The organism is Ectopseudomonas oleovorans (genome assembly GCF_029845265.1).
GTDB classification, from domain to species: Bacteria; Pseudomonadota; Gammaproteobacteria; order Pseudomonadales; family Pseudomonadaceae; genus Aquipseudomonas; species Aquipseudomonas oleovorans.
Map to the genome: position 1 here is coordinate 1 of NZ_JAOCLK010000062.1, position 20,453 is coordinate 20,453.

Annotated in this window: 14 protein-coding genes and 3 pseudogenes; 10 read left to right on the forward strand and 7 right to left on the reverse strand. The window is 56.7% G+C overall.

Annotated features, from left to right (window positions below; genetic code table 11):
• Positions 1–103: 103 nt before the first annotated feature.
• Positions 104–280 carry an antitoxin Xre/MbcA/ParS toxin-binding domain-containing protein gene (locus N5J71_RS22595; protein WP_157761643.1) on the forward strand — a complete coding sequence of 59 codons (177 nt, stop codon included), beginning with the start codon at positions 104–106 and terminating at the stop codon, positions 278–280.
• A gap of 263 nt (positions 281–543) precedes the next feature.
• Here N5J71_RS22595 and N5J71_RS20720 read toward each other — a convergent pair.
• From N5J71_RS20720 to N5J71_RS20730, 3 genes and pseudogenes are all read right to left on the reverse strand, one after another.
• Positions 544–987, reverse strand: a pseudogene (locus N5J71_RS20720) (IS3 family transposase); the annotation flags it as partial.
• A gap of 85 nt (positions 988–1,072) precedes the next feature.
• Positions 1,073–1,402, reverse strand: a complete 330-nt coding sequence (locus tag N5J71_RS20725; protein ID WP_279534091.1) for a DUF2790 domain-containing protein — start codon at positions 1,400–1,402, stop codon at positions 1,073–1,075.
• Between the two features lie 119 nt (positions 1,403–1,521).
• On the reverse strand, positions 1,522–2,763 hold the full coding sequence (locus N5J71_RS20730) for an OprO/OprP family phosphate-selective porin (RefSeq protein WP_424960906.1): 1,242 nt from the start codon (positions 2,761–2,763) through the stop codon (positions 1,522–1,524).
• A 502-nt stretch (positions 2,764–3,265) separates the two neighbouring features.
• Here N5J71_RS20730 and N5J71_RS20735 point away from each other — a divergent pair.
• Both N5J71_RS20735 and N5J71_RS20740 read left to right on the forward strand, forming a co-directional pair.
• Complete coding sequence (locus tag N5J71_RS20735; protein ID WP_231976564.1) at positions 3,266–4,171, forward strand: LysR family transcriptional regulator; 906 nt, start codon at positions 3,266–3,268, stop codon at positions 4,169–4,171.
• 73 nt (positions 4,172–4,244) lie between these two features.
• Positions 4,245–5,573: pseudogene (locus tag N5J71_RS20740) on the forward strand (OprD family porin).
• A 48-nt stretch (positions 5,574–5,621) separates the two neighbouring features.
• Here the strand turns inward: N5J71_RS20740 and cadR are convergent.
• Positions 5,622–6,062 (reverse strand): Cd(II)/Pb(II)-responsive transcriptional regulator, encoded by a 441-nt coding sequence (gene cadR, locus N5J71_RS20745; RefSeq protein ID WP_279917562.1) that lies wholly within the window; start codon positions 6,060–6,062, stop codon positions 5,622–5,624.
• Between the two features lie 240 nt (positions 6,063–6,302).
• Here cadR and N5J71_RS20750 point away from each other — a divergent pair, with 240 nt between their 5' ends.
• Complete coding sequence (locus N5J71_RS20750; RefSeq protein ID WP_092380244.1) at positions 6,303–7,646, forward strand: OprD family porin; 1,344 nt, start codon at positions 6,303–6,305, stop codon at positions 7,644–7,646.
• Positions 7,647–7,787: 141 nt separating this feature from the next.
• Complete coding sequence (locus N5J71_RS20755) at positions 7,788–7,982, forward strand: hypothetical protein (RefSeq protein ID WP_197676122.1); 195 nt, start codon at positions 7,788–7,790, stop codon at positions 7,980–7,982.
• A 779-nt stretch (positions 7,983–8,761) separates the two neighbouring features.
• On the opposite strand, the gene N5J71_RS20760 is transcribed toward N5J71_RS20755, so the two are convergent.
• Together N5J71_RS20760 and N5J71_RS20765 are read right to left on the reverse strand one after the other, a co-directional pair.
• On the reverse strand, positions 8,762–10,195 hold the full coding sequence (locus N5J71_RS20760) for a heavy metal sensor histidine kinase (protein ID WP_279917564.1): 1,434 nt from the start codon (positions 10,193–10,195) through the stop codon (positions 8,762–8,764).
• Positions 10,192–10,866, reverse strand: coding sequence for a heavy metal response regulator transcription factor (locus N5J71_RS20765; protein ID WP_003464910.1), 675 nt, complete (start codon positions 10,864–10,866; stop codon positions 10,192–10,194). The genes N5J71_RS20760 and N5J71_RS20765 overlap by 4 nt, the downstream gene beginning before the upstream one ends.
• 398 nt (positions 10,867–11,264) lie before the next feature.
• Here N5J71_RS20765 and N5J71_RS20770 point away from each other — a divergent pair, with 398 nt between their 5' ends.
• The 5 genes and pseudogenes from N5J71_RS20770 to N5J71_RS20790 all read left to right on the forward strand — a co-directional run bounded on the left by N5J71_RS20770 (position 11,265) and on the right by N5J71_RS20790 (position 19,094).
• Entirely contained in the window at positions 11,265–12,515 is a 1,251-nt protein-coding gene (locus tag N5J71_RS20770; RefSeq protein ID WP_092380255.1) for a TolC family protein, read from the forward strand.
• A 57-nt stretch (positions 12,516–12,572) separates the two neighbouring features.
• Positions 12,573–13,838 (forward strand): efflux RND transporter periplasmic adaptor subunit, encoded by a 1,266-nt coding sequence (locus N5J71_RS20775; RefSeq protein ID WP_279917568.1) that lies wholly within the window; start codon positions 12,573–12,575, stop codon positions 13,836–13,838.
• Positions 13,839–13,860: 22 nt separating this feature from the next.
• Positions 13,861–17,001 carry a CusA/CzcA family heavy metal efflux RND transporter gene (locus N5J71_RS20780; protein ID WP_279917569.1) on the forward strand — a complete coding sequence of 1,047 codons (3,141 nt, stop codon included), beginning with the start codon at positions 13,861–13,863 and terminating at the stop codon, positions 16,999–17,001.
• A gap of 394 nt (positions 17,002–17,395) precedes the next feature.
• Complete coding sequence (locus N5J71_RS20785; protein ID WP_206407767.1) at positions 17,396–17,626, forward strand: BPSL0761 family protein; 231 nt, start codon at positions 17,396–17,398, stop codon at positions 17,624–17,626.
• A 263-nt stretch (positions 17,627–17,889) separates the two neighbouring features.
• A pseudogene (locus N5J71_RS20790) lies at positions 17,890–19,094 on the forward strand (ISL3 family transposase).
• A 1,165-nt stretch (positions 19,095–20,259) separates the two neighbouring features.
• On the opposite strand, the gene N5J71_RS20795 reads toward N5J71_RS20790, so the two are convergent.
• Positions 20,260–20,453: hypothetical protein (locus N5J71_RS20795; protein WP_279917571.1), on the reverse strand; the 194-nt coding region annotated here is incomplete at its 5' end.

Genomic DNA, 20,453 nt, shown 5'->3' on the forward strand with positions numbered 1-20,453 from the left:
GGTCAGCGGCAACACAATTAAGGCTCAGTTGGTGAGGTTAGGAGGCAAACCCATCTCAATAGGGGGGACGATGAGAGAGTCCAGCGAGGCAATGGTAGACGCCATGCTTGAACGACTAGCCCAAGAGGTGTTTGTAGACCACAAGCAGGCCTTTGACTGGATGGATCGGCCTAACATCGCTTTGGGGGGAGCAACCCCTAGGAGTATGAGTCGGACTGCGGCTGGATATCAAAGTGCCAAGCGAGTGCTGCATGCTATTGAGCATGGCGGAGTCGTGTAGATAGGTCAGCGGCTACAGCCTTTCAGGGCGCTCTTCTGGAAATCACGGCCCAAGGCGACCTGATATCACCTTACGAAAGGTACAAGTGTATCGAGCAGATTTAAACTTCAATCGGCGGTGTGAGGATCGCAGGATCCAACACAATTAGGATGGGGTATGTCACACCATACTGCGGTTCATTCCCGGCAACTGCCTGGTAACCGGACTTAATCGCGCCGTCTACGATATCTTCAATGCACTGCCGAGTGATCATCTTGTAGTGGTCAACCCATCCCGGACAGTAGGTTGAGTTTTTCTTCGGCCACGGCGGGCGGTAGCCCGCCGTTGTACTGATGCGACCTGATCCAGTTGTAGCGGTGCATAAGGTAATGACTGATGTCCCGTTGCGCCTCCTGCGCCGCCAGGTAGCCCGTCGACGGGATCCACTTCGACTTCAGGCTGCGGAACAGGCGCTCCATTGGCGAATTGTCCCAACAATTCCCCCGGCGGCTCATGCTCTGCTGCATCCGGTAGCGCCAGAGTCGTTGCCGGAACAGGCGACTGGCGTACTGGCTGCCCTGATCCGAATGAAACAGCACCTGCTGTGGCTTGCCGCGCTGCTCGTAGGCCATGTCCAGCGCCTTGATCACAAGGTCAGCATCTGGCTTGGCCGAGAACGCCCAGCCGATCACCCGCCGTGTATGCAGATCCAGCACCGCGGCCAGGTATCTCAGTCCGATGGAGTTTGAGCGGCGAAATGCGAGCAGTAGCTCTTAACTACCTGTCCACCAGTTCCGAGACAGACCAATATCGTTAGCGCTGATTACGGCACTCGCCGAGACCCCGGTAGCGAATACTTCGCAATTCTTCGCTTGTGTCTTCAAAAACCATGATCTGAGGTATCACACCGCAGTACTCAATTTTCGGGCTTTGGTAGATGACCTTGGCAACATTCAGTTTCATGCTGTAGCGATAGTCCTGAATTTCAGGCACCGGCTTTCCGGTGCGCTCTGCGTATTTCTGAGCGATCTCGATACTCTTCTGTTCGATCTGCCTGACCTTGTCCTCTGGAAAGGACTGTGCGTAAGTGCTGCCAGCAGCCAGCAGAAGAGCGATCGGAAGGAGGCGTTTGAGCAGTTTCATGAGTAGGCCCGTTGGCTAGTGTTTAGCAAACATTAGCGATTCGTCCCTTACCCAGGCATTGCGCCAACATTACAATCGCGAAAGGGGCTGGCAGGTGAGGGCACCTGCCAGCGACTGACTCAGAATGCGTACTGCAAGCGCATGACGACGCCGTCGCCGCTATCATCACCGACCGAGTTACTGACCCTGTCGGTACTGGCCTTGATGTAGTTGGCACTGATCTTTACCGCGTCGTTGGCGTACCAGTTGACACCCAAGGTGTGAGCCTTGCCGCTTGCATCGCCGACTTGCCGCGTCGGGCTACTACTGGTCACGTTGTCATCTTCTATGTTGATCGAGTCGAATCGGTAGAATAACTCCCATGCGCCTAACTGTTTGTTGGCAGGTTTGATGGTGTCGAACTTGGCTCCATCGAGTTTATAGAGGCGCGGCTCACCTGTGAGCGTATAGGCCATCTGCACATAGTAGCCCTTGGCGTCTATATCGCTGCTAGCCTGATCGGCCTTGAGTGTGCGGCTAAGGTATTCGCCCTGAATCGAAAAGGCATTCAGTGCCCATGCACCTTCTACGCCCCAAACGGCATCGTCTTCCCAGAGGTCGGCAGTGGCCGCGCTACCACCGAACAGCGCACGGTTGCCGTTGGCGCCGGCACTGTTGCCACCGTTGGTATCGACGCCGCGCATCCCCATACGCGAGCGAATGCGAGTATCCACTGCACTGCCACTGAGGTCGCGATAGGCGTACTGCAGGCCTACATGCAGAACGTTACCCGGTTGGTTCAACGGCGCAAAAACGCCGCGAGCGTTGTAGCGTTTGACGCTGTCGCCGTCGGTATCGTTATTGTTCTCGCTGAAAACGCTGCCTGACAGGAACACGCTGTCAGCGAGTACGCTGCTGGCCTGTACGCCCATGCCCGAGTTGTCATTTGTCCATTCGGCCAGGTCGTATGAAAGGTTGCGTTCCAGGGCTGTCGTCCATTTGGAACTGGTAGCCTTTTCCAAGCCGAAGTCGGTGTAGAAACGCCCGAGCTTGATGTTCAGGGGGCTGAAACCAGTGTAGGTCACGCTGGCTTCATCGAAATAACCTGCGCTGTCGTTACCGGTGTTTCGTGACAGGTCATAGTTGACCTGGTACTTCCAGTCTTTGTAAGCAGTGCCACCCAATTCCAGATAGGCGCGACGGAAGTATGCCGCATCGGCAGCGTTGCCATTACGGGTGTAGTAGTCGTCGAACATCGCATAGTCGGCCTGTAGACGCCCACCGATCTTGAAGCTGAATGCCTTGTCGGTCGTCGCGACCTCCAGGCCACCTTTGGTCTTGATAACGATGTCAGCACCATCGGTGGTGACCGTGCCGGCCATTACCGAGAAGGCCGGCAGGCTTAGCAGAATGCCGAGTGCTAGTGGGGAGAGTTGGGTGCTTTTGATCAACATGCATGGCTCCTTATCGCCGAGTGCTGGGTGTTGGCGACGCGATGCTTTGCAGTTCGGGTGACGGTTATTGGTCTGTTTTGTGACGTTTTGATTGCGGGGTGTAGGCTGGTTCTGCCAGCCCAGAGTTGGCGGGTGTTGGGGCTTTTCGGTAATCGTCCGTGGGTGGTTTCACTTCAATTACCGTTTGGTGAAACCGCAGGCTGTGATGACCCCTACGCCGAAGGTAAGGGCGATCCAGCTAGACCAGCCGAAGTTTGAGTGCTCGGTGAGGGTCACGTTCCCGCATTACAGATAAGTAATTTTCCAGCAAGGCTGGTGATAGGTGGTGGTGAGTAGGCTTGCTTGCACGCAATCACTTCTCATCTGCCTTACATGATGCTTCTGGGTCACACATCGAATCGAATACCGGACGGCGCTTATGGGGGCTGCCGTGGCTGAGGTCGAACGGCAGGTGGCCAGAAGCTTCCTGACGACTGCGCGCTGTGCCAGTTTTAAGCAGGCTGCTCGCAGTCTGAACCTGCCTCCCATGGTGCTACGCAGGCAGTTGCAGCGGCTCGAGAAAACTGTTGGAGAGGCGCTCTTCGTGTATCAGGAGCGCGCCCTTGCTCTAACGGTACGCGGTCGTTCTTTGCAGGCAGAGCTGGCTGCCCAGTATCAAGATTTGCGGCCAGAGGCCGCGTTGCTTGAAAAACCCAAGCTTCGTTTGGCGTTACCCGACAGGGTGCTCAACGATATTCTGGGACGGCATCTGGTGGCCTTTCTGCGTAGGGATGCTGGTGTGCACCTGGAACTGATCCGCCAGGAACGTGGCCCGTTAATGCAGAGTGAGGTCATGATCTGGTTGGCCGATCCGAATCAGACTCGACCCGACCCAGGTTTCGCCATGACGCGACCGCAGCGTCTGGCCTGCATCGACTTTCAGGCGTGCATAGCCAAGCGCTATGCGCGTGAGCGGCGCCTCCCCGCCAGCCTCGAAGATCTGAATGACTACATGCTGGTTCAGCAGGCCGATATCCCGACATCGGCCCTGTTCTCACCGTGGAATGCTCTGGTGGACTCAAGGCGCAGCGCAGTGACGCGAGTGCATTCTCAGCAGTGGGCGATGGAACTGGTCAAGCATGCCGCCTGCGTTGGTCTGATGCCGAACTACATCACTCATCTCGATGCGAACCTGCAATCGCTACCCACCCTCTTCACGCAGCCCATGAGGCAATCGATCTGGCTGTCCTGCGCACCATTGTCCGCGCAGCGCGAGGACGTCGTTGGGCTGGTGGCGTTGATCCAGGCTGCGTTCGAGGAGCGGCGGCAGTGGTTTCTGCCTAATGACGGTGAGTGAAGCTACATGTCGAACCAGGCGACATGGTTACAAAAACAACGATGCCTCACCCATAACAATTGGAGCATAAAGCATGAAACGATCCACCCTGGCACTGGCCATTACGGCGGTTGCACTCAGTCAGGCTGCTTCCGCCGATTTTCTCGGAGACAGCAAGGCGACGCTCGATATGCGCAACCTCTACTTCAATGAGGATGTGCGTGATCGCGACATTCCATCTACTCAGGAGTGGGGGCAGGGATTCATCCTCAACTATCAGTCTGGCTTCACCGAAGGGACGGTCGGCCTGGGGGTTGATGCCATTGGACTGCTGGGGGTGCGCCTCGATAGCGGTGGCCGGTCAGGCAAGGCAGGTATTGATCGTAACCCTGGCGCCCTGTTCCCGCTGGATAGCGATGGTTCTGCGGTCAGTGACTATAGCAAGGCCGGTGTAACGGCCAAGGCGCGTCTTTCCAAGACCGAGTTGCGCCTAGGCACTCTGCAGCCGAAGTTGCCGGTGGTGACTTTCAACGATGGTCGCCTGTTGCCGCAGTTGTTCTAGGGTGGTCAGATCGTCTCCAACGAGATCGAAGGGCTGACCTTGACAGCCGGTCAGTTGGAGCACGCAAAAGGTCGGAGCTCGACTGACTCACGTGGCTTGTCCATCGCCGGATCCAACAATGCAACCACTGGACAGTTCGTCAATACGTTCTATTTCGCGGGTGGCGACTACAAGGTCACCAAGGATCTCACCGCTCAGTATTACTTCGGCAATCTGGAAGATTTCTACAAGCAACATTTCCTGGGATTGATCCACAACTACGCACTGGGCGGTGGCAATCTCAAGACCGACCTGCGTTACTTCTACAGCACCTCCGATGGCAAGAACAGCAGTGAGAGCGGCCGGGCTGAGGGCTATCGCAGCAACGGTTACTGGACGGTCGGTGACAGCAAGCGTGGTGAGGTAGATAACCGTACCTGGAGTGCCTTGTTCACCTACAGCCATAGCGGTCATGAGCTGAGCGCGGGTTATCAGCAGGTGTCCGGCGATAGCGCCTTCCCGTACCTGAATGCTGGCGACGGGGCAACCAGTTACCTGATCACCGATCGGCAGATCGGTCGTGGTGGTAAATTCCTCAGTGCTGGCGAGCGCACTTGGTTGGCCGGCTATGCCTATGATTTTGGCAAGCTGGGTATCTCGGGGCTAAAAGCCTCGGTGATGTATTTGTCGGGTGATAACGTCGACAGCGCACAGGGTGAGCGTAACGAATGGGAGCGTGACCTGCGCCTCGATTACGTTCTGCAGGAAGGATCACTGAAGGGACTTGGCTTCTCTCTGCGCAATGCCAGTCTGCGTGGCAATGTTGGGGCAGACGTCGATGAGAATCGGCTTTATGTGACGTACAGCTTGCCACTGCTTTAAACCATGGAAAGTTGCCTCTTCTGTTCTGTGCAGAAGGGGCAACATGATTCACTTCAATTCGTTTTTTTCAGCGGTTGATAAAGACGAACCGCTACCGTGGCTGCTCAACTGGAGTACGATGCCACAGTATGCCATTTTTTCACTTCCTCCCTTGCAGCGCCCGAGCAATTCGCGCAACTGCGCATGCAGTGCCTGCAAATTCTGAATGCGTGCCTCGACATGAGCGATGTGTTCTTCCACCAATGTACTAATGAGTACGCAACTCGCATGCGGCCGATCATGCATTGCCAATAAGCGACCTATTTCTTCCAATGTCATATCGAGTGCACGACAATTGCGGATGAATGTCAGGCGCTCGAAGTGCAGCTGACTATATAAACGATAGTTACTGTTATTGCGCGAGGGGCTGGGTAGTAACCCCTGGCGCTCGTAGTAGCGAATGGTTTCCACTGGGCAGCCTGTTCGCCTAGCGAGTTCACCAATTTTCATAATGATGCTTCCAGAGTACGTCAGCATGAGGTGCTGATACTGCCGTTAGAGCGGCTTGCCATCATCTAGATTGATGGCTTCGTGACAGTCTGGAAATGAAGAGGTTCTTTGATTACGAAATTGTAATGCGGCGCTCATCTTCGAGTTATCTGGAGGTTGCAAGGATAGAAGGGCCAAATCCACAAGAAGAAATCGGCCTATGACAATCCCAATACTGCCGGTAAGCATCAGGAGCAATGCATGAAAAAAAGTCCTCTAACCATGGCGATCATCTCCGCGTTGGCATTCGGTGCAAGCGCGATGGCTCAGGCATCCGAGCCTCAGGCATCCGAAGGCTTCATCGAAGGAAGCAGCCTGAATATTCTCAACCGAAACTTCTATTTCAACCGTGATTTCCGTAAGGGCGAAGCTAGAGTACTGCCCAACGGTGAGCGCAGCAGCTACACCGAGGCATGGGCGCACGGCATCATGGCTAACTTCGAGTCCGGTTTCACTCAGGGAACCGTTGGTTTCGGCATCGACGCTTATGCCGGACTGGGCTTGAAGCTTGATACCGGTGATGGACGATATGGCCCCGGTGGTAGTGTCAACATGTTCCCGGTGGACAGCGATGATCGTGCCGAGGACTCGTACTCGAAAGTGGGGGCCGCGGTAAAGGCGCGCTTCGCTGATACGGTCGTCAAGGCCGGTGACGTATTCCCAACGACACCTGTCGTGCACTACGGGGACTCTCGTCTGCTGCCGCAGAGCTTCAAAGGTGTGACGGTCGTCAACGAAAGCATAGAGGGCCTGACCCTGCAAGGCGGTCGTCTACATGCCATGAGCCAACCGCAGGAGAGCACTTCACGCGGTGATTTCGCGACCTTCTATGCTGGGCAGGTGGACTCTCCCTGGGTCGGCTACTTTGGTGGTGACTACGAGCTCAACGACAACCTGGGCTTCAGCCTTTACAGCAGCCGTTTGAAGGATGCCTGGGATCAGTACTACGCTGGCATGTGGTGGACTTACCCACTTTCCGAGGACCTGTCGTTGTTTGGTGGTCTGAATTACTACAACGCCACCGACGAAGGTAAGAAGCAGCTGGGTGATTTCAGTAACAACATCTATAGCGGTAGCATCGGTGTCAAGTACGGCGCTCACCGTGTAGCGCTCTCTCACCAGCGTAACAACGGCGATGACGACTTTGACTACCTGCGTCAGTCCGACTCGATCTTCCTCGACAACTCCCTTCAGTACAGCGACTTCAACTCGCCCAAGGAACGCTCCTGGATGGTGCGCTACGATCTGGACATGGCTGACTTTGGTGTGCCAGGGCTGAGCTTCATGGCGCGTTACGCGCGGGGGAGTGATGCGGACTACTCCAACGCTAACAGCACGTACATGCGCAGGGATGATACAACTGGTAACCCGCTGACCGATCAGAAGCGCTGGGAACGCGACTTTGAGGTCAAATACGTATTCCTCGAGGGTTCTCTGAAGGATCTGTCCGTGCGCGTGCGTCAGATGACCACTCGCGCTACTGCTTACGAAAGCGACCTCGATGAAGTGCGTGTGATCGTCGAGTATCCGCTTCAGGTGCTGTAACGACATTCAGGGGCGGCATCGCCGCCCCTGTCTGACAGGATTGTAATTTGAACCTCATGCTCATGTTAGGTGCCGATGCATAACATGGGACTGTCTTCAAAGCGTTCGTTTCCACGTTTGCTCAGTCAGTCCGAGGTGCATATGAAAGTTTTTTCCCAGTTTCTGCTTATCGTGTTTCTGGGGGCGGCCAGTATGGTTGCCTCTGCAGAGGATGGTTCGGAGCGCTCGCTCAATGCCGTCAAGCAATTCCGTGAGAATCAGCAGCGCATTCATGGTGACAAAGCCGTTGAGCAGCAGAAGTCGTCCCCAAGTGCTCAGGGTGAGCAAGACGACTGAGCGCGTGAACTAGCGCAAGCCGTCCTGCTCGCTCTCTCCAGTCCATCTCTTGGTAGCTCCCGCTCCTTTGGTGAGAGATGGTTCCTTGGCGCCCCTTTGGGGGCGCTTTTTTTGTTCGTCAAAGAATTGGGTTGGAACTGCTTAGTCTTGTGGGCGCGATATCTCTCCACTTGAGTTTGCTCTATCCCAAGTTGAGTGGGCACTGATTGATAGTGGATAGTGTCTGCCGTAATAAGTGTCCATGATCCATACCAGGCGACGTTTTCCGAATAATTCAAAAGAGAGACGGTAGAGCAGTGCTTACTGGCACGACGCTTCGTCATATGTTCGAGAGACGCTTGGTATCGCTGAAAGTCTGTTGGGCAAGTGGAAGTGCTAGAACGAACAGCAGTGTGAGTGGTGAAAGTGTGAAGCTGCGCCAGCGGCTGGCTCAGGTCAACAGTAATGCGATGCTCTAAAGACGCTCGCCATCTCCTCACAGCCCACGGAGTCAAGTTTAGCGCTGTCGAGGCATTGGTCGGTCTCTATCCCGTAGCACTGATGTGCCGGCTGCTGTGGGTATTAAGCAACGGTTTCTATGCCTGGCAGCAGCGGTCTCCCTCGGTGTGAAAGATGGCGAGTCGGCGTCTGAGCAAGGAGAACCACACCATCTACCATGAGGTGAATGTCTGTAGGGGACGAAGTGGGCGGCTGAAACTGAGAAAATGTGTCGTCTGGTGAGGGGCTTGTATTCGACGTAGATGGGGCAAAAAGGGGGCGCCATCCCTGGCGCAATTCGATTAAGCAGTCTTTTCCGTTGCGCTTTGGCGGGCCTGCTCGATCAAGGGCTTTGGTAAAGGGAAGTACAGCGTAAAAACTGTGGTCTGATCTGCGATGCTGCTCACGCCCACGTGGCCATAGTGCAGGCTCATGATCGAACGCACGATGGCCAGGCCCAGCCCGGTGCCGCCATCAGCACGTGACCGTCCACGATCCACGCGATAGAAACGCTCGAACAGTTTGGGTAGGTGCTCGGGAGGAATGCCTGCACCTGGGTTGCTCACTGCCAGGGTGGCGTTCGTCGCGTTAGTGATGAGGTCAATATCGATTTTCGAGCCTTCCGGGCTATGGCGGATGGCGTTGGATAGCAGGTTAGAGATAGCTCTCTGTACCATCAAACGATCGCCATTAATTGTTGCGTACCCTGATACGTTGAGTTTGATGTCCTTTTCTTCGGCCGTGAGTCTGAAAAGCTCCACTACTTTCTCTGCCTCTTCGTGCAGTGCAATTGCCTCGAAGGGGATAAGTGCTGCCGGATGGCTGACGTGGGCGAGAAACAGCATGTCCGATACGATCCGTGTGACCCGGCCGAGCTCCTCAGTGCAGTTCTCCAGCACCAGTTTGTATTCCTCTGGCGGGCGTTCCCGTGAGAGCGTCACCTGCGCTTTACCGATCAGATTGGTGATGGGGGAGCGTAATTCATGTGCCAGGTCGTCAGAGAATTGCGAAAGCTGTTGTACGCCACCGTCCAGGCGATGAAGCATGAAGTTGATGCTGTTAGCCAATTCGCGAAGCTCCTGCGGTAGGTTATCCAGTGGCAGGCGATGGCTCAGATCCTGGGTCGAGACGAGTTCTGCAACCTTGCGGAACTGATTCAGGGAGCTCAGGCCGCGATGAGCGATCCACCAGGCTCCGGCCGCGATCAGAGCCAGTACGAAGGGCAGGGCAATCAAGGTGGATTCGACATAGGCATGTAGCAGTGCTTGGTCAGCGGAGCGCTCCAGTGTAAGGACGGCGCGTATTCGTGATCCGTCCTTACGCAGAATAAGCTGCGAGGCGGTCAAGAGCTGCTTGTCCTGCGCATCTCGCCAATGTTCGAAGGCGATGGTCTCGCTGGCGTTTTCTATAAAGGAAGGTAGGGCCTCCTGTGTCTGGCCCACGCTCATGATTTCCTTGGGATACGAGCTGTCGTCATAAAGAGCGAGCGAGAGGCTGTCGTGGCCTTTGATCAAATCTCTGATGTTGTGGGCCTGGTCACCGACTTCCGGGCGAGTGTTGATTTCTCTCATGCCATGGCGGATTTGCTGAAGCTTGTCCTCGAGGCTTTGCTCTGCAATGTAGTCGAGCTGCCGGCTTAGCGAGAAATAAGCCAGCGCACTCAGCAGTGCAACCAGTATCAGGCCCAGTATTGCGACCGACAGGCTGAGTTGGCTTGAGAGTCTGGCAGGCCTCATTGACGAGCCTCCAGTACATAGCCGACGCCGCGCAAGGTGTGGATCAGTTTGTTCTCGAAAGGGTCGTCGATCTTGGCGCGCAAGCGGCGGATGGAAACTTCGACGACGTTGGTATCACAGTCGAAGTTCATGTCCCAGACCAGCGAGATGATCTGGGTGCGCGAGAGTACTTCGCCGCTGCGTCGCATCAGCAGGTGCAGCAGAGCGAACTCCTTGGTGGTCAGATCGATTCGTTGGCCGTTGCGATAGGCGCGGTGGCGGGCTGGATCCAGCTCAAGGTCGTCGACCTTGAGCACGTCTGGCGCGCTGACCTGTTCACCTCTTCGTAGCAGCGAGCGAACTCTGGCCAGAAGCTCGGGGAACTCGAATGGCTTCACCAGATAGTCGTCGGCACCGGAGTCGAAGCCTTTGAGCTTGTCGGCCAGGCGCCCGCGTGCCGTCAGCATCATCACAGGGGTGCGACTATTACGGCGAATGCTGGCCAGTACGCCCCAGCCATCGATCTCTGGTAAGTCGACATCAAGGATGATCAATTCGTAGGACGCCTGGGCCGCCATGTGCAAGCCGTCGACACCATTGGTGGCAATATCGACGACATAGCCGCTCTCGGTAAGTCCCTGGTGGAGATATTCGGCAGTTTTAAGCTCGTCCTCAACAATCAGGATTCGCATGTAGTAGTTGACCTTGGTGGGGGAGAGAAATTTTTATCGAGTCGCGATGATTGTTGGACTTGGGGGGCGATCGGCATTTGCGTGGCGGATGATGATCCCTGTAGTAACTACAGGGTCAAGCGGGAGGCCCCTGATTTAGAGGGCTACAGCCCCGTCCGTGTACGCCGCTGGTTGCTTTTATGATGCTTTTTATATGTCCAGTTGTAACTTTATGACTCGAATGATTGTTGCATTCGCGGCATGTTAATACAGCGTTATATGGCGTGGCTGGGCATTACGTAATTGTAATTTTGCAGTCACCTCGACGATAGGTGAGGCTCCCTAAATTCTGCACCGAATAAAGTTTTCGGAGGTTTCATGCATGTCTCCGAATTTATCCAGGTGTGGAGGAAAAGCCCTTGTCGAGGCGTTATTCGAGAATTGCTGAGGCACTTTGCCTCGCTGTTGCCTGCTCATTCATCGTGAGCCAGGCCGTGGCATCAACGCCGATCACCCTGGGCGACGCATGGGGGCAAGTATTGCAGACCAACCCGTCGTTGATGGCGGGTGATCGCAATGTCGGCATCGCAGAAGGTGAGCGTCGCCAAGCCGGTGTGATTCCCAATCCGGAGTTGTCTTGGGAGGTTGAGGACACCCGCAGTGCTACGAGAACCACGACGGTACAGATCAGCCAGCCTATCGAGCTGGGCGGCAAGCGCGGCGCCCGTATAGAAATGGCCGAACGCGGTATCGACAGTGCTGCGATCGGTCAGGAACAACTGCGCAATGAGCTGCGTGCCGAGGTGGTAGGTGCTTTCCAAGGAGCCTTGTTGGCGAAGATGCGCCAAGAGTTGGCTGAGCAGTCACAGCGCCTGAGCGAGCGCGGCGTGGCGGTCGTCGATGCGCGCGTCAAGGCGGGCAAGGCCTCTGCCCTGGAGGCATCGCGTGCCCGGCTGCAGTACGAAGAGGTTCGCCTGGAGGCCGCACGGGCTCGCGATCAGCACATCAATGCCATGAATCAGTTGCTGGCCTTGATTGGGGCCTCATCGACCAATGGTGAGCCTAGCCTTAGTGGCGATGTTACCGATATGCCCGCAATACCCTCTGAAGTCGCACTTCTGAGCCGTCTGGACAAAGTTCCGCAGATGCGTCTTGCCAGGGTCGAGATCGACCGGCAGGAGGCCGGGATCGAGGTCGAGAAGAGTCGACGGATTCCAGATCTGACGGTCAGCCTCGGCAGCCAATACAGCAGTGCGGATCGTGAGCGCGTCAACCTTGTTGGTTTGTCCATGCCTCTGCCTCTGTTCGATCGCAATCAGGGCAATGTTCTGGCTGCCTCGCGGCGGGCTGATCAGGCGCGTGACTTGCGAAATGCTGCCGAGTTACGCCTGCGCAGTGAGGTGCAGCAGGCCTATCAGCAGTGGCGAACGGCGCAGGGAGCGATTAGCGGCTTCGAAGGTGGCTTGCTCGCGTCCGCGGACACAGCGTTGGAAAACACGACGCGTGGATTCCAGATGGGCAAGTTCGGTTTTATCGATGTGCTCGATGCCCAGCGCACATTGATCGACGTTCGCTCCCGTTACCTGCAGGCACTCGGCGAAGCACTCGATGCCTGGGTTCGCCTGGAGCGCATCTACGGCGATCTGTCTGCCCAAGCGGATAGCTACTGATTTCCTGTCACGACGATCGGCGCGATGCCGGTTACTGATCATCTTTTGGGGTTGTTCATGCAGAAGAAACTTGGTGTTGCCGTCGCGGCGGCCCTGACCTTGGGGTTCGTCGGTGGTGCGTTGTTCTACAACGGCGGGCGCTATGCCGCAGAAATTGGGCACATGCTTGCCAGTAACGACAGCGTTGATGCAGTCAAGGTTAGGCAGGTCGGTGAGGTCGAGGACGAACATGCCGACGCTGATCATGGCGAGGCTGGCGATGATCACGGTGAGTCCGCGGGGGGGCATGCCGAAGAGGGGGGGCTGGTGCTGAGCAAGGCGCAAATAGCCGCTGCGGGCATTGAGCTCGTCGACGTACAAGCGCGAGCCATGAGCACATACATCTCTCTACCTGGCGAGGTGAATTTCGACGAGGAGCGCACGGCTCATGTCGTGCCGCCCAGCGCTGGCGTGGTCGAGCGCGTGCTGGTCGGGCTGGGGCAGAAGGTGGCTGCTGGGGATGGCCTGGCGACTATCGTCAGTCAGCAGGTTTCCGAGTTGCGCAGTGAAATGGCGGCTGCCGCTCGACGCGTTGAGCTGGCCCGCACGACCTTCGAGCGTGAACGCCAATTGTGGAAGGACGGTATTTCGGCCGAGCAGGATTATCTCCAGGCCCGGCAAACGCTGCAGGAGGCCGAGATCGCTCTGGCCAATGCCCGACAGAAGGGCAAGACGATCAGCCCTCAGGGCGAGGCTGGCGATGGCAGCCGTTACAACCTGCGTGCACCTTTTTCCGGTGTGGTGGTGGAGAAGCACCTGGTACCTGGCGAAGTCGTCAGTGAGGCCAGCAATGCCTTCACGGTGGCTGACCTGAGTCGCGTCTGGGTCACCTTCAGCGTTTCCCCGCGTGATCTGGAACAGGTGAAAGTCGGGCAGTCAGTACGTGTCAGTGCGCCAGAGTTGGGGCGCGAAGCTACGGGTAAGGTGGCTTACATCAGCCGCCTGCTGGGTGAGCAGACGCGGACGGCGACAGGCCGCATCGACCTGGATAACGCCGACGGCATTTGGCGTCCCGGCCTGTTCGTCTCGGTTGCCTTGGCGACTGAAAGCCATGAGGCCGGGGCCGTGGTGCCGGCTTCATCGATTCAGGATGTCGAGGACAAGACCAGTGTCTTCGTGCGTACCGCTGAAGGCTTCGAAGTGCGTCCGGTGACATTGGGCACCCGCAGCGATGGCTTCGTCGAGGTACGCGAAGGCCTGAAGTCAGGCGAACGTGTAGCTGCCACAGGCAGTTTCATCCTCAAGTCCGAACTGGGCAAAGGCAGCGCCGAACACGCGCACTGATCCTCACCGACGAGTACTTTTCATGTTTGAGCGCATCATTCAATTCGCCATAGAACAGCGTTTTCTGGTGCTGTTGGCCGTTTTGGCGATGGCCGGTGTGGGCGTGGCCAGCTATCAGAAGCTGCCGATCGACGCCGTTCCCGACATCACCAACGTCCAGGTACAGATCAGTACCGCTGCCGAGGGCTTTTCGCCGCTGGAAACCGAGCAGCGCATCACTTTCCCGATCGAAACGGCCATGGCCGGCCTGCCGCATTTGAAACAGACCCGCTCGCTGTCACGCTCGGGGCTATCGCAGGTTACCGTGATTTTTGAGGATGGCACGGATCTGTATTTCGCCCGCCAGTTGGTCAACGAGCGACTGCAAAGCGCCAAGGAGCAATTGCCCGAGGGTGTCGAGGCCTCCATGGGGCCGATTTCCACCGGCCTGGGTGAAATCTTTCTATGGACGGTCGAGGCCGAGGAGGGGGCACTCAAGGAGGACGGTACGCCTTACACACCAACCGATCTGCGGGTGATCCAGGACTGGATCATCAAACCGCAGTTGCGCACGGTGCCTGGCGTTGCCGAAATCAACACCATTGGTGGCTTCGCCAAGGAGTTCCAGGTCGCTCCAGATCCCAAACGCCTGGCTGCCTACAAGCTGACGCTGGGTGACCTGCTGCTGGCGCTGGAGCGCAACAATGCCAACGTCGGTGCTGGCTATATCGAGCGCAATGGCGAGCAACTACTGATTCGGGCACCTGGGCAACTGAGCACGCTGGACGACATCGCCAATATCGTCGTGGCCAATGTGGCCGGCACGCCCATTCGGGTTAGTCATGTGGCGCAGGTGATGTTGGGCCGTGAACTACGTTCTGGTGCTGCGACCGAGAATGGTCGCGAGGTCGTGCTGGGAACAGTGTTTATGCTGATCGGCGAGAACAGCCGCAGTGTGTCGCAGGCCGTGGCCGCACGTCTGGAGGAGATCAACCGTTCGCTGCCTGAAGGGGTGGTTGCGGTGACCGTCTATGACCGCACCAATCTGGTGGACAAGGCCATCGCCACGGTCAAGAAGAACCTGATCGAAGGGGCTATCCTGGTCATCGTCATCCTCTTCCTGTTCCTCGGTAACATCCGTGCGGCGCTGATCACAGCCATGGTCATTCCGCTGTCGATGCTGTTCACCTTCACCGGCATGTTCAGCAACAAGGTCAGCGCCAACTTGATGAGTCTGGGGGCACTCGACTTCGGCATCATCGTCGATGGTGCCGTGGTCATCGTCGAGAACGCTATTCGCCGTCTGGCTCATGCGCAGCACAAGCTTGGCCGCGAGCTGACCCGTAGTGAGCGTCTGCATGAGGTCTTCGCGGCATCCAAGGAAGCGCGTCGTGCGCTGATTTTCGGTCAGTTGATCATCATGGTGGTGTACCTGCCGATCTTCGCCCTGACCGGGGTCGAGGGCAAAATGTTCCACCCCATGGCCTTCACCGTGGTGACCGCCCTGTTCGGGGCCATGATCCTTTCGGTGACCTTCGTCCCGGCGGCTATCGCGCTATTCGTCACTGGTAAGGTGAAAGAAGAGGAAAACGCGCTGATGCGTGTTGCCCGGCGCACCTACGAGCCAGTGCTGGCCTGGGTCATGCGACGGCGTACGTTGGCCTTCAGTGCGGCCGTGGCGCTGGTTCTGTTCTCCGGTCTGCTGGCATCACGTATGGGCAGCGAGTTCGTGCCTAGCCTCAGTGAGGGGGACTTCGCGCTGCAGGCGCTGCGTGTACCGGGTACCAGCCTGACGCAGTCGGTGGAGATGCAGATGCGCCTGGAGGAGACCATTCTGGCCAAGGTGCCGGAAGTGGAGCGAGTATTCGCGCGTACCGGTACGGCGGAAATCGCCTCCGACCCGATGCCGCCGAACATTTCTGACAGCTACGTGATGCTCAAACCGCGCGATCAATGGCCCGATCCGAAAAAGTCGCGTGATGCTCTGATCGCCGAGCTGCAGGCCGCTGCCGAGTTGGTTCCGGGCAGTAACTACGAGCTGTCGCAGCCTATTCAGTTGCGTTTCAACGAATTGATATCGGGTGTGCGCAGCGATGTCGCGGTGAAGATATTCGGCGACGATATGGACGTTCTCAATAGCACGGCAGCCGAAGTGGCCGAAACCCTAGGCGGTATTGATGGGGCGTCCGAGGTGAAGGCCGAGCAGACAACGGGTCTTCCGGTGCTGACCGTGGCCATCGACCGAGACAAGGCGGCTCGCTATGGTCTGAATGTCGGTGACATTCAGGAAACTGTCGCCGTGGCTGTTGGTGGGCGCCGGGCGGGAACGCTGTTCGAGGGGGATCGCCGTTTCGATCTGGTAGTACGTCTACCGGAGAACCTGCGTACCGATATCGAGGGGCTTTCGCGACTGCTGATACCCGTTCCAGCAACGGGGGCAGCCACCAGCGTCGGCTTTATCGCGCTCTCCGAAGTGGCCAGTCTGCAACTGGCGCCAGGGCCAAACCAGGTCAGCCGCGAGAATGGCAAGCGCCTGGTTGTGGTGAGTGCCAACGTGCGAGGGCGTGACATCGGCTCCTTTGTGCAAGAAGCGGAGGAGAGGATCCGCAGCGATGTGAAGCTGCCAGCCGGTTATTGGACGACCTGGGGCGGACAGTTCGAGCAGCTGCAATCGGCAGCCAAACGCCTGCAAGTGGTGGTGCCGGTCGCCCTGCTGCTGGTGTTCATGCTGCTGTTCATGATGTTCAACAACGTACGTGATGGCTTGCTGGTGTTTACCGGTATTCCTTTTGCGTTGACCGGTGGGGTGATGGCGCTGTGGCTGCGTGACATACCGCTCTCGATCTCCGCCGGGGTGGGCTTTATTGCTCTGTCTGGGGTAGCGGTACTTAATGGCCTGGTGATGATTTCGTTCATTCGTAACCTACGCGAAGAGGGAATGGGATTGCAGCAAGCGGTTACCGAAGGGGCCCTGCAGCGCCTACGTCCGGTATTGATGACGGCCTTGGTAGCTTCGCTTGGCTTCGTGCCAATGGCCTTAGCCACCGGAACCGGCGCTGAAGTACAACGTCCTTTAGCGACTGTTGTCATCGGCGGCATTCTTTCGTCTACTGCGTTGACCTTGCTAGTGTTACCTGCGCTCTATCGCTGGGCGTATCGGAAAGAGGAAAAGGAAGAAATGTAGTGTAGACGCACAGAGTCCCGTGGCCATATCACGTCTCCGCTGGAGCCAAATCAGAGTTCTAGGATGCTTCTGGAGCGGCTATTCATCTGAGCAGTCCATGGAACATGGTCTGTCCCGGAGTTAGTGGACACTGACTTAAGGTGGATAATGTCCACCACAAGGAGTGTTCATGACCCGTGACCAGACGACGTTTTCCTGCGAGGCGAGAGCCTCCGATCTGCAGCCTTGCCCCTGCGCCTTTGGCTGGCGCAGTCGCGCAGGCGTATTGCCGAAAACAGGCGAGGAGTAGGAGACGCCTGGCATCGGTAGTTTTGTCCGGAAGCCGTCAGAGCAATCGACGGTTAAACATCCCTGTCTATGCTCGACAGGGTATTCCTAGGTTCAGGAGGTAGCGATGACGATGCCCAGCGAGCGATCTCGCTCAGTGGTACAGACTCGCGAGTTTCTCGTCGAACTGAGCCGGAACAAAGAACTGCCCGAAAGCGTGCGCGACCAAGCGCGATTTCTATTGCGCCACTTTCCCAAGAAGGATGATGTGGTGTTGGCTGGGAGGATAGAAGAACAGTCGGAGACTCTGCCGATCGGCGTGATGGGATCTGTATTCAGCTCAGTTTTCACTGGGTAGCGCAGCGGACACTTCACGCCGGTCATCGGGATCGCCGTTGAGCGGGTTTGGGGCGACTGAAGCTGAGGGCTGATATCCTACGTCTGCAGCCCAAGAGCTTCCTCTCCCGGCCCTATTACCGGTGACGAAACTTGGTTTTCGAAGGCGGCTCATGGCCGCCTTTATTATGGTTCTTCACGGAATCCCGGGAAAGATAGAAACAAGAACGCCGGTTTGATGGATGATGTTCGTGCGAGCAAACACATCTACAAACCGGCGTTCTTGTGCACGATGTTAATACGTTCCTGCCCTTTTGGGAGGGCTTTTCTGTCATTGGCATCAGACCTGACGGCGAAGCGCTGTTGATCGATCTGATCCCCAATCCCCGCAGATTTCCTACCTGCAGCGGCTGCCATCAGCCCAGCACCACCATCCATGAATACTGTCAGCGCTCGATCCGTGACTTGCCCATTCTTGGCCGCTCGGTACGATTGAATGTGGAGCTGCGACGCGTCGAATGTGGCGCATGCGGTAAGCGAATGGAGTCAGTTAGCTGGCTTGACCGCTATTCGCGGATGACCAGACGGCTGGCCGAAGCGGTGACTCAGGCTTGCCGGCGGTTGCCCACACTGCACGTCGCTGAGCTGTTCGGCTTGCACTGGATAGCGTGCGTTTGCTGGAGCGACGAGCATTACAAGCCGCCTTGGAGAAGCTACCGAAAGCTCAGCCGAAGCGCTTGGTGATGGATGAGTTCGCCTTGTTCAAAGGGCATCGCTACGCCAGCGTTGTGCTGGATGCCGATACCCGACGGGTACTGTGGATTGGCGAAGGACGCAGTCGAGCTGCCATCAGGCCGTTCTTTGAAGAGCTGGGGCCGGAAGGCTGCGCTCGGATAGAAGCAGTGGCGATGGACATGAACACCGCGTTTGACCTAGAGGTGCGCCAACATTGCCCGCAGGCGCGGGTGGTCTATGACCTGTTTCATGTGGTCGCCAAGTACGGTCGGGAAGTGATTGATCGAGTGCGAGTGGATGAAGCCAACCGTCTGCGTCATGACAAGCCTGCACGTAAGGTCATCAAGCAAGCGCGGTGGCTGTTGCTGCGCAATCCAGAGAACCTCAAACGCGAAGAGCAGCAAGTACGCCTGCAGGACCTACTGGCCGCTAACCAGTCGCTGATGACGGTTTACCTGATGAAAGCCGAACTTAAAACGCTCTGGTCGCCCACCACTGCCTGGAGCTGGCGATCAGCCTGGAAGCAATGGCTGCGCTTGGCTGGAGAAAGCGAGATACCGGCACTGAAGCAATTTGCAAAACGACTGAGGGGCTACTGGCGCGGCATCCTGAGCCGAGTGCGCTGGCCCATGCACACGGGTCAGCTAGAAGGGATTAACAACCGGATAAAGGTCATCAAACGGATGGCTTACGGCTACCGGGACAGCGAATTCTTCTTTATGAAGATCAAGAATGACTTCCCCGGTAATCCGTGAAGAATCTTTATTATTTCGCCCACAGATCTATGTCATGGGCCGTTCTAGCTTGTTAGCACCAGCTCCTAGATTTTGCTAGCCATCTTTTGCAACTCGCAAACCTACTCGTCTGTATCCGGTACGGGCGACGTTGTTAGGAATTCGAGTGGCTCATCCAGAGAGCTCGACCAGCGCAATCTGCCGACAGACTTCTCAAGTAACCTAGAATGGCTCGTGTAGATCACAGTAGGCGTAAAGACCACACCTATAATCTGTGGGAAGCTCGAAAAGTCGAAATTGTCTCCTGCCCTCTGCGCGTTAAGCTGATCGATGATGCCTGACCAGTAATCAACGCCTCTATCCACCGTTGAAGCAGCATTACGAATAGCGTTGTGGGCGCCTTGGTCATACTCGCGCGCGTATGGGATGCTCTTGTAGGAGAAACCGGAAGAAGGGTGCTATTGAATGCGCCGATAGCGTCGATGTCGGTCAAAGCTCGGCCACAAACATCCAGTGTTTTCTGGCGGAGAGCTCGGGTGGGCTGGCCGCCCCAGCGGGTTTGGTCAATGACGTCCTGAAATAGGCCCTCGAACTTAATCGCTCGCGCGTTCGCTACCTGGCCTTGAATCCTTGAATCCTTGGGAACTGGAGCCAAGCCAGGAAGCCCATAGAGGCGGCCCACATGTCGATGCAAACGTAGTCGTCGATAATTTTTACCGGGGCTCCGTGAGCAAAGGGCCAGACTTCCCCTTTGAAGGCCATGCAGTTGCTGCTGAATGCCGCGAAGTTGTTGGGCGCTTGGAATTGCGGAAGGTGCTGCCTGATATCATTACAGACGTTTGTTCCCAGCTCTTCGCATGAGGGCGATCGCAAGAGCGCCTTCTCGAATGCAGTCGCGCTTCAGTACGGCTTTTGCCAGCCTAGCGGGCTAGGTGGATTGACTGCTCTAGCACGAGCTTTATAGGGGTTTATAGTTAATTATAGAGCGATTATAAAATCCTATTTTGGACGTCCGATTTGTCCTGAAACTGGTGGACTGGTAGTTAAGAGCTGCGGTTCTGCTACCCCGCTCCGGTAGTTGCCTCTCACCATTTATAGGCGGAACTCAGGGATGAGGGTAGGCTGATATTGTCAATCTATGTTGTTCCAAGGTCGGTAATTTATTCGATGCGGCCATAGCCTTGTGTCAAACTATGTTACCGAAGTTGGCGACTAAGCCCTTGGTTTTTCTCAGTGTTTTCAAGGGGGCTTGTGTCAATCTATGTTGTTGCCGACCACCCGTCCAGATGGACGGGCTTTTGCGTTGTGCGCCAGGCATGGCGCGTAGCGCCGTGACTGGCGCTGTTCGGTTCACTGTGGTGGTGGACTGGACGACTTGGG